Raw genomic sequence first — 14,075 nt, 5'->3', positions numbered from 1 at the left:
CGTTCAGCGTGGGGTTGCACGGGCGTTTTCGACCAGTTCCTCGTAGAGACGGGCATAAGGCTCGACAGCCTGGCACCAGTTGAAGGGTTGGGTCATGGCCAGGCAACGCATGGCGTTGAGCAGGTTTTTTTTGCTGTACACGTAGAACGCCCGGCCCAGGGCTTCGCGGTAGCTGTCGACGGTGGGCTCATCGAACAGAAAGCCGGTCACGCCATTTTCGATGGTGTCGGCCAGGCCGCCGGTGTTACGCGCCACCGGCAGTGAACCGAAGCGCTGGGCGTACATCTGGCTCAGCCCGCAGGGTTCGTAGCGTGATGGCATCAAGAGGAAGTCGCTGCCGGCGAACATGCGTCGGGCATCGGTTTCATTGAAGCCAATACGCACGCCAATCTGCCCGGGATGGCGCAGGGCAAGTTCGCGCATGGCCTGTTCTTCTTCCGGTTCGCCACGGCCGATGATCGCAATCTGGCCCCCTTGGCGCACGATGTATTCGGCCACCCCCAGGGTCAGGTCCAGGCCCTTTTGATACACCAGGCGCGAAACCACGGCGAACAGCGGCCCGCTCGAAGGTTCGAGGTCGAACAGTTCGCGGACCTGCCGGGAGTTGGCGGCCTTGCCTTGCCAGTCGTTGAGGCTGAAGGGGTGGGCCAGGTGCGGGTCGCTGGCCGAGTCCCAGCTTTCGTCAATGCCGTTGGGGATGCCGCTGAGCAGGCCTTGCTGGGCCTTGCTGGCAAGAAAGCCATCCAGCCCGCAGCCAAATGACGGCGTGGTGATTTCCCGGGCGTAGGTGGCACTGACCGTGGTGATGTGGCTGGAGTAGGCGAGGCCGGCCTTGAGGAACGACAGCTTGCCATAGAACTCCATGCCTTCCTGCTGCAGGGCATGATCGGGGATCGCCAGCTCCGGGCAGCAGGCGCGGCTGACCACGCCCTGGTAGGCCAGGTTGTGAATGGTGAACAGGGTCGGGGTCTGCAGGCCGCGCCAGTGCATATAGGCCGGGGCCAGGCCCGCCGGCCAGTCGTGGGCGTGGACCAGGTCGGGCTTCCAGTGGACCATGCCTTCACCGGCGGCGATTTCCGCGGCGGCCAGGCCCAGGCGGGCGAAGCGGATGTGGTTGTCGGGCCAGTCGCGACCGTTGTTGGCACCATAGGGGGTGCCTTCGCGCTGGTACAGCTCGGGGCAGATCAACACATAGATGACCAGGCCATCGGCCAGGTCCATGCGTCCGATCTTGCACGGCGGCAAGGCCGCGTGGCCGCCCAGCTCGCCCACCAGGTGGATCGGGTTGTCGCTCTCCAGCACCTGCGGGTAACCGGGAATCAGCACCCGTACATCATGCAAATGGCGCATGGCCCGCGGCAGCGCCGCCGAGACATCGCCCAGGCCGCCAGTCTTGACCAGGTCGGCGATTTCCGAGGTAACGAACAACACCTTGCGTTTGTGCGATGAATGTCTGGGGTCAGCACCCAGTGCCTTGGCTGTCGGCGTGAACTCCGCTCCAAGCGGCTCACGCGTATCCGGGGTGAAATGCTCTACATGAGGTTCGACAGCGGCACTGATCATACGTCTCTCCGTCCCTATGTGGTGCGGGCGTGGGCGCCCGTTGTTGTTTCTTTACCGATACTGTTCTCTGTAAGTGATGTTGCCTTGCGTTCCATGCCCCGAAGCCAAGCGCACAAGCGCTACGCAAGCCGGCATCCTGCCGACGGCGTGGTGACAATATGGGGTGGGTGGGCCGCGTCCGTTGAAGCGGAATCGATGGCCTACTTAGTTCCTGACCTACCGCAATTCCAGAAGTTTCGACTAATTTCAGTCGAGTTTTCCGGGCGATGTCTGGCCGAGTACCGAGTGTAGGAGAGATATCGTGAAAAATGTGACCCGCTGGTCATTTTTGCAGAGGGGAAAACCTGCTGCCCCTGGACCGCAGGTCATGGCGCAGGTTCAGCGTGCGGCGGCAGCGAGGAGTGATGGCGGCTGATCGGCCACTGCTGGCCATTTTCTGTACGCCACGCTAATCGTCAGGCGCGGGTTGGCACCTGGCCGTCCTGGGCTTGCTGCAGGAGCAGATTCAGTTGGGCGACTTGTTGTTGCAACTGGTCGCGCTCCTCCTTGAGGCGACGCAGCTCGTCGCGGCGAACCGTCACGTAGAGGGTCTGGGCAGGCATTTTTGGCAGAAGGGTTCCCATTGCACACCTCGCATAGGGTGGGTCGTTTTTCTAACAGCGTAGCTGCTGGATCGGCGGCGATTCTGAATTCTTTTCGCGGTCATTGGAACTTTTTTGTTTCTGGTTGTCTTGCCGTTCGTCGCTGAACCAAGTGGGCGACGGCTGGACTAACCTTGAAGGCCTGAACCGGCATTTTTCATTCCAGGGGAGCATCGCACATGCAATTGGGAATCGTGGGGCTGGGCCGCATGGGCGGCAATATTGCGCGGCGCTTGATGCGTGGCGGGCACCGCATGGTGGTGCATGACCGCGATCGTCAGGCAGTGGAAACCCTGGTCAAGGAAGGCGCCAACGGCGCCCATGACCTTGGCGCGCTGGTGGGCAAGCTGGACAAGCCGCGGGCGGTGTGGGTGATGCTGCCGGCCGGTGAGCCGACTGAGCAGACCATCGCGCAACTGGCCGACCTGCTCGACGCCGACGACGTGATCATCGACGGCGGCAATACCTTCTACAAGGACGACATGCGTCGCGCCGCCGAGCTTGGCAGGCGCAACCTGCACTATATCGACGTCGGTACCTCGGGCGGCGTCTGGGGCCTGGAGCGCGGCTACTGCATGATGATCGGCGGCGAGCAGGCGGTGGTCGATCGCCTCGATCCGCTGTTCGCCACCCTCGCCCCGGGCGTTGGCGACATCCCCCGCACCCGTGGCCGCCAGGGCCCGGCCGGGCGTGCCGAGCAGGGTTATATTCATGCCGGGCCCGCAGGTGCCGGGCACTACGTGAAGATGATCCACAACGGCATCGAGTACGGCCTGATGCAGGCCTATGCCGAAGGGTTCGACCTGCTCAAGAGCAAGGGCAGCGATGCCGTGCCGGCCGAGCAGCGCTTTGACCTGAACCTGGCCGAAATCGCCGAAGTGTGGCGTCGTGGCAGCGTGGTCACCTCCTGGCTGCTCGATCTCACCGCCGACGCCCTGGTGGCCGATCCGCAACTGGGCGGCTACAGCGGCTCGGTCGCCGACAGCGGCGAAGGACGCTGGACCATTGATGCGGCCGTCGAGCAGGCAGTGCCGGTGCCGGTGTTGTCCAGCGCACTGTTCGCCCGCTTCCGCTCGCGCCAGCAGCAGGGCACCTACGCTGACCGCATGCTGTCGGCGATGCGCTTCGGCTTTGGTGGTCACGTCGAGAAGAACGCCGAATGAGCAAAACACAGATCGAAGCGGCCCCGCCTTGCAACCTGTTTCTGTTTGGCGCCAATGGCGACCTGGTCAAACGCCTGCTGATGCCGGCGCTGTACAACCTGAGCCGCGATGGCCTGCTCGACAAAGGCCTGCGGATCATCGGCGTCGATCACAACGCCGCCACCGACGGCGAGTTTGCCGCACGCCTGGAAGCCTTCATGCGCGAGCGTGACAAGGCCAGCCAAGGCGCCAGCAAGTGCCTGGATGACAAGCTCTGGGCGCGCCTGGCCAAGCGCATCGGCTACCTGACCGGCGACTTTCTCGACCAGGCGACCTACCAGGCCATCGCCGAGCGCATCCGCAGCAACCCTAGCGCCAACGCGGTGTTCTACCTGGCCACCTCGCCGCGTTTTTTCAGCGAAGTGGTGCAGCGCCTGGGCGCCGCCGGCCTGCTCGACGAAACCGACGGCTTTCGCCGGGTGGTGGTGGAAAAACCCTTCGGCTCGGACCTGGCCAGCGCTGAGGCGCTCAATACCTGCCTGCTCAAGGTCATGAGCGAAAAGCAGATCTACCGTATCGACCATTACCTGGGCAAAGAAACGGTCCAGAACATTCTCGTCAGCCGCTTTTCCAACGGCCTGTTCGAAGCCTTCTGGAACAACCACTACATCGATCATGTGCAGATCACCGCCGCCGAAACCGTCGGCGTTGAAAGCCGCGGCGGGTTCTACGACAACACCGGCGCCTTGCGTGACATGGTGCCCAATCACCTGTTCCAGCTGCTGGCCATGGTCGCCATGGAGCCGCCAGCGGCCTTTGGCGCCGATGCGGTGCGCAGTGAGAAAGCCAAGGTCATCGGTGCGATCCGGCCCTGGTCGAAGCACATGGCCCTGAAGAATTCGGTGCGCGGCCAGTACAGCGCCGGCAAGCAAGGGCGCAAGAAAGTCCCTGGCTACCGCGAAGAACCGCGGGTCGAGCCCGACAGCAACACCGAAACCTTCGTCGCCCTCAAGGTGATGATCGACAACTGGCGCTGGGTCGGCGTGCCATTCTACCTGCGCACCGGCAAGCGCATGAGCGTGCGCGACACCGAGATTGCCATCTGCTTCAAACCGGCGCCCTACGCGCAGTTTCGCGACACCGAGGTCGAGCGGCTCAAGCCCAACTACCTGAAAATCCAGATCCAGCCCAACGAAGGCATGTGGTTCGACCTGCAGGCCAAGCGCCCGGGCCCGGCCCTGGCCATGGAGAACGTCGAGCTGGGCTTTGCCTACAAGGACTTTTTCAAGATGCAGCCGTCGACCGGCTACGAGACGCTGATCTACGACTGCCTGACCGGCGACCAGACGTTGTTCCAGCGTGCCGACAACATCGAGAACGGCTGGCGCGCGGTGCAGCCGTTTCTCGATGCCTGGAAGGAGGGCGGCGAGGTGCAGCCCTATGCCGCCGGCGAAAATGGCCCGACGGCGGCGGATGAGTTGCTGGCCCGGGACCGGAGGGTCTGGCACCGCATCGGGTGAAACCCATCGCGGGACAAGCCCGCTCCTACAACCAGTACGTCACCGCCCACCACCCCAGCCCACCCATGACCACGGTATAGGGCAGCGCCATCCACACCATGCGCCCGTACGACAGGCGAATCAGCGGCGCAATCGCCGAGGTCAGCAGGAACAGGAACGCCGCCTGGCCATTGGGCGTGGCCACGCTCGGCAGGTTGGTGCCGGTATTGATTGCCACCGCCAGGGTCTCGAAGTGCTCACGGCTCATGCCGCCGTTGACAAACGCCTGCTTGACCTCGGTGATATAGATAGTGGCGACGAACACGTTGTCGCTGATCGCCGACAACAGGCCGTTGGCGATAAACAGCATGCCTGGCTGCTGATCGGCCGGTAGCGCCAGCACCCACTGGATTAGCGGGGTAAACAGCTGCTGCTGGTGAATCACCGCCACCACGGCAAAGAACACCACCAACAGCGCGGTAAACGGCATGGCGTCCTGGAACGCGCGGCCCAGGCGGTGTTCGTCGGTGATGCCGGTAAAGGCGGTGATCAGCACGATCACCAGCAGGCCGATCAGGCCCACTTCGGCCACATGCAGGCCCAGGCCGATGATCAGGATCAGCGCCGCCAGGCCCTGCACCAGCAGCGCGGCACGCTGCTGGGTGGTGCGCTGGGCGTCGTCTTCGGCGGCATAGGTGGCCAGCACCTGGCGCACGGTGTCCGGCAGCAGGGTGCCGTAGCCGAACCAGCGCAGTTTCTCCAGCAGGACACAGGTGACCAGCCCGGCCACCAGCACCGGCAGCGACACCGGCGCGACCTTGAGGAAGAACTCGGCGAAGTGCCAGCCCATTTCGTGGCCGATCAGCAGGTTCTGCGGCTCACCCACCAGGGTGCACACGCCGCCCAGGGCGGTACCGACAGCCCCATGCATCAGCAGGCTGCGCAAGAACGCGCGAAACTGCTGCAGGTCTTCGCGGTGCAGGTGAGCGATCTGCTGGTCGCTGTCCAGGTCGGACTCTTCCCGCGGGTTGCCGCCGGAAGCGACCCGGTGATACACCGAATAAAAGCCCACCGCCGCGCTGATGATCACCGCCGTGACCGTCAAGGCATCGAGAAACGCCGAGAGGAACGCCGACAGAAAGCAGAACAGCAAGGCCAGCAGGGTCTTGGAGCGCACCCCCAGCAGGATGCGCGAAAACAGGAACAGCAGCAGGTCTTTCATGAAGTAGATGCCGGCGACCATGAACATCAGCAGCAGGATCACCGGAAAGTTGTGCTGCAGCTCTTCATACAGCGCTTGCGGCGTGGTCATGCCCAGCAACAGGGCTTCGACCATCAGCAGGCCGCCGGGCATCAGCGGGTAGCACTTGAGCGCCATGCCGAGGGTAAAGATGAACTCGATCACCAGCACCCAGCCGGCCACCACCGGGCCAAGGGTGAACAGCAGCAGGGGATTGAGCAGCAGGAACAGGCACAAGGTGGCCTTGTACCAGCGCGGCGACTGACCGAGAAAATTGTGGGCCAGGGCGCCGGCCAGGGAGCGGGACATGAAAATGTATCCTTATGATTCAACAGCTGGGCAAAGTGCCGCATGTGTGAACGGAGATCAAGGTAAAAGTCCCGGTTTTGGCACAAGCGCGGCCTTGGCGCCGACGGCCACCTTGTTATAGTCCTGCGATCAACCTCGCCGCCATCAAGGAAAGCACCGTGACTGAGTACCAAGCGTTCAAGGTCGAACTGATTCACCACATCGCCCACGTGCAGATCAACCGCCCGGAAAAGTACAACGCCATGAACGCGGCGTTCTGGAGTGAGATCGTCGAGATCTTCCAGTGGATCGACGAAACCGACGCGGTGCGCGCGGTGGTGATCAGCGGCGCGGGCAAGCATTTCTCCGCGGGCATCGACCTGATGCTGCTAGCCTCGGTGGCCAACGAGCTGGGCAAGGACGTCGGCCGCAACGCACGCTTGCTGCGCCGGACCATCCTGCGCATGCAGGCGTCGTTCAATGCCGTGGACAACTGCCGCAAGCCGGTGCTGGCGGCGATTCAGGGCTATTGCATCGGCGGCGCCATCGACCTGGTCTCGGCCTGTGACATGCGCTACTGCAGCAGCGATGCGCAGTTCTCGATCAAGGAGGTCGACATGGGCATGGCCGCCGACGTCGGCACCTTGCAGCGCCTGCCGCGGATCATCGGCGACGGCATCATGCGCGAGCTGGCCTACACCGGGCGCAATGTCGCGGCTGACGAAGCCCTGCGCATCGGCCTGGTCAACCGGGTGTTCGACACGTATGAGGCGCTGCTCGACGGAGTCTTTGCCATTGCCGCCGAAATTGCGGGAAAATCGCCGCTTGCCGTGGCCGGCACCAAGCACATGATCAGCTACATGCGCGATCACCGCATCGACGATGGCCTGGAATACATCGCCACCTGGAACGCCGCCATGCTTCAATCCACCGATCTGCGGGTGGCGGTTGCCGCCCACATGAGCAAACAGAAACCCGAGTTCGCCGACTGACGCCCGGCGGCGAACCTGCGCAAGGAACTGCACAATGTCAGCGCGCTGGATCACCGCAGTACTGGATACGAACATCAGCGGCGGCTGGGCAGTAGCCCGCTGCAGCGAAGGGTTCCTGGTCGATGATAACGGCGCGCTGTTCCCGCGCGACTGGCTCAAGCGCCAGGAGCTGGACGTGCTGTGCGAGCACGGTATCGGCCATTTCGATGGCCAGCCGGTGTTCCTGCTCGAATTGCGCAGCCCGCAGACGGTGCAGGGCTGCAGCTGGCGGGGGTTGCGTCAGTTCATGCTTGAAGGCGACTTCGACACCTACAAGGTTCTCGGCTACGCCGCGCAGATCGGCACCTGGGCCCGCGAGCACCGGTTCTGCGGCAGCTGCGGCCAGCCCATGGCGCAGATCCACTGGGAGCGGGCCATGTACTGCGCGCCGTGCGAGCTGCGCAGCTACCCACGCATCTCGCCGAGCATGATCGTGCTGGTCACCCGTGGCGATGAAATCCTCCTGGCCCGTTCTCCGCGCTTTGTCACCGGCGTGTACAGCACCTTGGCCGGCTTTGCCGAGCCGGGCGAGTCGGCTGAGGATTGCCTGGTGCGCGAGGTGCGCGAAGAGGTGGCGATCGAGGTGCAGAACATCCAGTACGTCGGTAGCCAGTGCTGGCCGTTCCCGCATTCGATGATGCTCGGCTTTCATGCCGAGTACGCCGGTGGCGAGATCATCATGCAGGCGGACGAGATCGAAGACGCCCAGTGGTTTCGCGTCGATGCGCTGCCGCCGTTGCCGGCGGGGCGCTCGATTGCCCGGTATCTGATCGACCTGTACGTGGCGCGGCGTCTAGGCCTGGCCGAACCAGTGCTGCCACGCTAGGCGCACGGTCAACGCCAGCACCACGGTGATGAACACCGGGCGGATGAACTTGCTGCCGCCGCTGATGGCGGTGCGCGCACCGAAAAATGCGCCGACCATCAGCGCCGAGCCCATCGACAGGCCCACCAGCCAGTCGACCTGGCCGGAGAAAATGAACACCGACAGGGCCGCGGCGTTGCTGACGAAGTTCATGCTGCGCGCCACGCCGCTGGCCTTGACCAGGTCGATGGGGTAGAGCAGCAGGGTACTGACGGTCCAGAACGCCCCGGTACCGGGGCCGGCCACGCCGTCATAGAAACCCAGGGTGAAGCCCTGGGGGATCTGCCACTTCTTTTTCACCGGTGCGTCGGCATCCAGCGGCGCCTTGGGCGTGCCGCCGAACAGCAGGTAAACACCGCAGAGGAAGACGATCACCGGCAGCATCTTGTTCAGCCATTCGGCCGGCAGGTAGTGGGCCACCACTGCACCGATCAAGGCGCCGACAAAGGTGCCGGCCAGGGCGTGACGCCACTGCGCCGGGTGGAACAGTTTGCGCCGGTAATAGGTAAAGCCGGCGGTGGCCGAGCCAAAGGTCGAACTGAGCTTGTTGGTGCCCAGCACCAGATGCGGCGGCATACCGGCGGTGAGCAGGGCAGGGGTGGTGAGCAGGCCACCACCACCGGCGATGGCATCGATGAAGCCGGCGACAAAGGCGACGGCGGCAAGAATCGCCAGGGTGGTGAGGTCTACGCTGAGTTCGAAAGGCATGGCGTGGGCTTAACAGGACGCGCGTTGGCAGGCGCAAGGCCGCCATGGTAAACGCAAGCGTTTGCGCTGCCCAGTGCAAGGCCGGTAGTGAGTAAATATCTATATGATCGACGCTGTCGGCTTCTGATGAACTGAAGGTTCTCTTTCAATCAGAGGTATCCGTCATGTCATCGTTATTGGCCAATACCCCCGCAGCGTCGTTGCCGTATGCCGGGATCGGTTACATACCATCGTCGTTTTCACCCCTTGAACAGGAAGGTTTGCCCCAATGGCTGCAGACCGCCGAGCCGGCCAAACGCCTGCGCCTGATGCGCATACGTGAAGAGGGCCGTACGCTGCGCCGTGAACTGACGGCGGCGATCTGCGGGCTGCAGACTCTGTATGAATTCTGTCGACCCAAGCTCGAGCAAATGGCCCGTGAAAGCTCTGGCGAAGTGGTCGACACTGTCAACGGCACGTTTCTGGTGTTCAGCCCCGACTCAGCCGCGTTACCCAATCGCCTGGATGAGGTGCTGCTGAGTCAGCGCTCGATGTACGAAGCCGCCTTGCAGAACTTCAGCCTGGCGCAGCTGCGGCAATTGGCTGGCAACCCTTTCGTCAAGCTGGCAATACCCACGGAGTTCGATCTGTTTGCCGGCTTCACCGGCAAGGATCGGGATGCCGTCGATGCCGTAAGCTCCATCGTGTGTTACGCCGACGAGGGTGTTGCCTATGCGCTGCAAGTTCGCATCCTGGATATGGGCAAGCAGTATCAGGAGTACCTGACCCGCCAGCTGGCTGCCGGTTCCCTGCCGCAGGTCAAATGTGCGGCCGCCATGAATGTCCTGGCCGAGGAACTGGCGATTGCCGATATCAAGGGCCAGCTGAGCAGCGCCGCGAAGGTCATCCTCAACACATTCATCAACGGGGCGGCGCGCGATACCCGCCATGGCAGCAAGGTCCGGCATATTCTCAACGACGGCATCTCACCCTACGATCATGCCGAGGGGTGGTCGCTGCACCTGCTTGACGATGTGGCGTTGAGTGAAATTCTCGTGTTTGGCGCCGACAAGCCACAGTCGCCCTGTGTTGCCTTTGTACCGGGGCATCCGCAGCAGCCGTTGAAGGAGTACCCCTCCCGTTCAGCGTTCCTTGACGATCTGCAGGTACAGCTGACTGATGGGGCTTTCCAGGCCTTTTTCCGCCGTTTTGTACCAATGGCTAAATGGTCCATCGTGCTTGAAGCGTTGCTGGAGACCGACGAATACACACGCAACAGGCGCTTGAACCTGCGCACCGAATCGCTGAGCAAGGGTTTGAAGGCACACTGGTTCGAACAAATGTGCCGCAGGCTTGGCGACGATGCCAGGTACCTGGCCGTGCCCACGGCGGCGGTAGAGGGCCGCAGGACGCTTGGCAACATCGCATATTTTCTCGAGGCTACTCAGCAACACCTGATGTTCGGTGCCGGGGTCGGGTTTCAAGCCGGCGAGGAGGATGAGGGCCAGGCCCCCTCCGACTACGTCATGCCCTGGCGCTGGGTGATCCTGCCCAACGGCCGTTACGGGCGTTGGGCCAGCAACCTGAGCGCCTACACCTTGCCGCCCCCGCAGCAGTTCGATCCGCCAAATGATCGAGGCATCATCCATTCGTCCCTGGGGCGGGAAATCCGAATCAATGGCCGCAGCTATTTGATCAATTTCGATGCCAGTATCGAAAAAGAGCGCTTGAGTCTGATTAGCGATCAGCGCGACTATAGTCCGATCCTCGAGCACAACGGCGCGGGCAGTTGGCACCATAGCCTGGAGCGCCCGGAGCGATGGGGGCGGCTATCGTTGCTGCGGCGCCTGGGTAGCTGGCTGGAAGACCTTGGCGATGAAGATCTGATGCTGGCTGCACGCCTCAGTGGTGTAACCAATACCACCTTGCGCAGGGTGTATAGCCATGACGATGCGCCGCCTGCATTACTGGTGTGGACGATCGGCCGACTGCGGCGGGTGCGCAAGACCGAATCGCTGCTGGCGCTGGTCAAGGACGGGCGTGTGGTGCCTGCTGAGTACGAGGTGCCAGAACTGGCAGAATTCCGTGCGCTGTTTACTGTCACCGAGACTCAGGTACCCCGGCCACGACGCAGCCCACAACAGGACGACAGTAACGCTTATTGCGGCCCTGACTGCGGCGCACCGCCGGCGGTGCTGTTTCTGGAATGGTACGACAGGCTGTTTCGCGCGTTCCTGGCCCGCAGCGAAGTCGCCCTGCAACTGCCTGAGCCGGCGCAGGTGGCTAGCGACGTGCAACTTGACGAACTTCGCCAGCACTACCCGGACCTGCCTGTGCAGATGCTTGACCGGCTGATTACCGACTCCTCACCTCTTGTGCTGGAACGTCTTTCCCGCGGTGTCCTTGACCTGAACCTGTTCGAGCGTTCACGCCAGGCCTGGAACGCCTATCGGCTGACGCGTGCGCTGATGGGTTTTCGCGCTCCTGCCCAAGCCCACATCGATACCCGCCTGCTGGCGTTCGCACTATTACCGTCCCTGCCTGGCTGGCACTCAGACCTGAACCTGGCGTTGTATCCGGGAGATGTGCGAAGCACGACGCCGAGGCGCCATGCGCAGGTGCAAGGCGCGCCGTCCTGGGGGATGGGCGCCGGCAGCCCGATCAGCTACGAAGTGGTTCGACTGGAGGGTGAGCGTTACCTTGACAGCCGTTTCCACAGTGACTTCTATGCCGCGCTGCTGGATCTGATGGGGGCTTCGCAGCGCCAACGCCTGGGGCTGGGTACGAACGAGACTGAACGCTTGCGCAACCTGCTGGATGAACTGGCCGCTACCAATCCGACGCGTGCTTTGGCCCTGCTTGACATCGAGCGCCCACCCGTTACCTTGCATCCGCAAGGCTCCGGCCGCCGCACCCGGGCGATGGGTGGCACCGGTGGGCGGTTCGAGCGCGGGAGTAGTCGCGAACGGTTGCAACTCATGTTCCCTATGGCATCCGAAAGCCAAATCGATCGTATTTTTGACGAAGTTGGAGAACAGGGGCAGACGCGCACCGCCGCACTCGATAGCCTGGAGCAAGCGCGCTTGCGCCTGGACGGCGCGTTGCGGGCTTGGGTCCGGGTCAGCAATGTGCAGGGGGCGGGTTACGGTGCGCGCCGGCGGGGGATTATCGCCGAGCAGTTGCTCAATGCCATGGCCCCGACAATCCGTGAGCTGGAAATCAACGATGGGTTTGTCGACAGCCTGCCCGAGCTGCCGCTGGACTTCGCCGCAATCGAGCGCCTGACCCTCAACCTGCCGGCGATGGAAAATCTGCCTGGCAGCTTCATCGCGCGCTTCCCTAACCTGCGCGAACTGCGCTTGATAACCAGGATTGGTCGTCTGCCATTCGGCCTGACCGATTTGCCGCAGTTGCACACGCTGTCCTTGACCAACGCGTATCTGCGCCCAGAGGACTTGAGGCCGATTGGCCTGCTTGCGCAATTAAGGGAGCTGAACATCATCAATCTGTGGCCAAGGCAAAGTCGTCGCGAAACGCTTACCTGGCGCGCCGAAGACATGGCGGCTATCGCCCGCTGCCAACACCTGCAGCGCTTGCAGATCCAAAACAGCCGGGCGTGGTTCGCGGACGATGTGATTGGCGCGCTGGCGCCCCTTCAACATCTGACGCATCTTGACCTGTCCGGCAACGCGTTCACCCTGTATGGAGAGAATGTTCGCGGTCTCGTTCATTTACGCCATCTGGACCTGAGCCGCACTCCGCTCTTCGGCACACTCGATGTCAGCAGGATGGGCGATTTGCGTTGCCTGGACCTGCATTACTCCTACGCCAACTGGCCGGTGGGCCTGGAAAACCTAGCGCACATCGAACACGCCAACCTTGAGGATGTCAATCTGGACAGCGTGCCGGCCGGTGCTGGCCTTGTGCCTGGGCTACGCCTGTCGGTTGACGGGCTCAATGCCCCGGACCGCGAGCGAGTGCTGAGGGAATTGACTGAAGTGAACAACCTGCCTGGCGCGGTTTATGGCGAAGTCCGCCTGTCACGCGCCTTAGTGGGCGATTCATCAACTGAATCCGAAGAGGAAATGGACACTGAGGAGAACGCCGAGGATACGTTGCTCGACGGCTTGTCGGCAGAGGAACGGCGCCTGGCGCAGCAATTGATTGACGAGAACAGTAATGGCAGCCGTGCGTTTTTTGCCTTGATGAATACGATACGCTCGCGAACGCCAGTGGATGAGCGCGAAGAGGTCACCGGGCAAATCCACTCGATCATCTTGCGCATGTTCAATGAGACCACCCGCGAGGCGTTCTATCGTGTGGCACTGGACCTGGGGTGTATCGATTCCGCGGTGCAACGTTTTTCCGACCTGCTGGGGCTGGCAGAAGCGGATCGGGTAGTGGCCAGTACCTCCGGCGACGCCCGCCCCGAACTGATCGAACTGGGCCTGTCGCTCTGGCGGGTGCGCAGCCTGCGTGAGTCCGTTGCCAGGCGTTATCGCGATTGGTGGGCGCAGCACCCTAATTCTGACGGCCAGCCGGATTATGCCGAGATCGAGTTGTATATTCGTATCGCTTTGACCACCCCGCTGCGTTTGCGTCACCAGCCGCGGCGCCAGGTCAATGCCGACTTGGTAACGTGGATGAGCAGCGCGATGGCGCATGAAGTCGAGACGGACGTCCTGACCGCGCAGGCACAGGATTTCCCTGTGGCGTTGAGCGATCAGCCGTTCTGGCAGGAGCACCTGGGTGTGGAAGAGTACGCCCCCTGGAGTCACGACGTTGCATCGGCGCTGGAGGATCTGGGGGTTGGCGAAGGTGTGCCGCTCACGTTGAGCGAACCGGTACGTAACCGCCTGGCGCAGCTCCTCACCCAGGCCCGCAAGGTCATTGCTGAGCGTGACGGCGTGGCAGTGAACACCGGGGCACTGGTGCTGGACAGCAACGACCATCGGCTGCAAGCGCTCCATCTGATGCCGGCAATGGTCCAGCTGTCCATGGTTGAATACACCCGGCAGATCGTCAACGAGTACTTTGCCCAGGGCATGTCGACACAAAGCCCGCAGCCGGGGCCTTCGGGCGTACAGCGCAAACCTTGATCGTTAATAGCGGTGAGTCA

At 62.7% G+C, this 14,075-nt stretch carries 9 protein-coding genes; 5 read left to right on the top strand and 4 right to left on the bottom strand.

Annotated features, from left to right (window positions below):
- Positions 1-3: 3 nt before the first annotated feature.
- Together glgA and UW3_RS29000 are read right to left on the bottom strand one after the other, a co-directional pair.
- Positions 4-1,563, bottom strand: a complete 1,560-nt coding sequence (gene glgA, locus UW3_RS0116710; RefSeq protein ID WP_010223733.1) for a glycogen synthase GlgA — start codon at positions 1,561-1,563, stop codon at positions 4-6.
- Positions 1,564-2,018: 455 nt separating this feature from the next.
- Positions 2,019-2,186, bottom strand: coding sequence for a DUF6026 family protein (locus UW3_RS29000; RefSeq protein ID WP_010223732.1), 168 nt, complete (start codon positions 2,184-2,186; stop codon positions 2,019-2,021).
- A 170-nt stretch (positions 2,187-2,356) separates the two neighbouring features.
- Between UW3_RS29000 and gnd the strand changes: the two genes are divergently transcribed.
- Together gnd and zwf are read left to right on the top strand one after the other, a co-directional pair.
- Positions 2,357-3,367: a phosphogluconate dehydrogenase (NAD(+)-dependent, decarboxylating) gene (gnd, locus tag UW3_RS0116700; protein WP_272942704.1), complete on the top strand. Its 1,011-nt coding sequence runs from the start codon at positions 2,357-2,359 to the stop codon at positions 3,365-3,367.
- Positions 3,364-4,866, top strand: coding sequence for a glucose-6-phosphate dehydrogenase (gene zwf / locus UW3_RS0116695; RefSeq protein WP_010223729.1), 1,503 nt, complete (start codon positions 3,364-3,366; stop codon positions 4,864-4,866). Before gnd ends, zwf begins: the two co-directional genes overlap by 4 nt.
- A gap of 25 nt (positions 4,867-4,891) precedes the next feature.
- On the opposite strand, the gene nhaB is transcribed toward zwf, so the two are convergent.
- Complete coding sequence (gene nhaB / locus UW3_RS0116690) at positions 4,892-6,394, bottom strand: sodium/proton antiporter NhaB (protein ID WP_010223726.1); 1,503 nt, start codon at positions 6,392-6,394, stop codon at positions 4,892-4,894.
- 158 nt (positions 6,395-6,552) lie between these two features.
- On the opposite strand from nhaB, the gene UW3_RS0116685 reads away from it, so the two are divergent.
- Positions 6,553-7,365, top strand: coding sequence for a crotonase/enoyl-CoA hydratase family protein (locus UW3_RS0116685; RefSeq protein WP_010223724.1), 813 nt, complete (start codon positions 6,553-6,555; stop codon positions 7,363-7,365).
- A 34-nt stretch (positions 7,366-7,399) separates the two neighbouring features.
- Entirely contained in the window at positions 7,400-8,230 is an 831-nt protein-coding gene (gene nudC / locus UW3_RS0116680) for an NAD(+) diphosphatase (RefSeq protein WP_010223721.1), read from the top strand.
- On the opposite strand, the gene UW3_RS0116675 is transcribed toward nudC, so the two are convergent.
- Positions 8,198-8,977: a TSUP family transporter gene (locus UW3_RS0116675; RefSeq protein ID WP_010223718.1), complete on the bottom strand. Its 780-nt coding sequence runs from the start codon at positions 8,975-8,977 to the stop codon at positions 8,198-8,200. The genes nudC and UW3_RS0116675 overlap by 33 nt on opposite strands.
- Before the next feature lie 164 nt (positions 8,978-9,141).
- Here UW3_RS0116675 and UW3_RS0116670 point away from each other — a divergent pair, with 164 nt between their 5' ends.
- The gene (locus tag UW3_RS0116670; protein ID WP_081492807.1) at positions 9,142-14,055 is read left to right on the top strand and encodes a dermonecrotic toxin domain-containing protein; all 4,914 of its coding nucleotides are present in this window, start codon (positions 9,142-9,144) and stop codon (positions 14,053-14,055) included.
- Positions 14,056-14,075 lie beyond the last annotated feature (20 nt).

Origin of the sequence: Pseudomonas donghuensis, assembly GCF_000259195.1 — a bacterium.
In the GTDB taxonomy this organism is placed as follows: Bacteria; Pseudomonadota; Gammaproteobacteria; order Pseudomonadales; family Pseudomonadaceae; genus Aquipseudomonas; species Aquipseudomonas donghuensis.
This window is presented reverse-complemented; position numbering and strand designations above follow the sequence as displayed.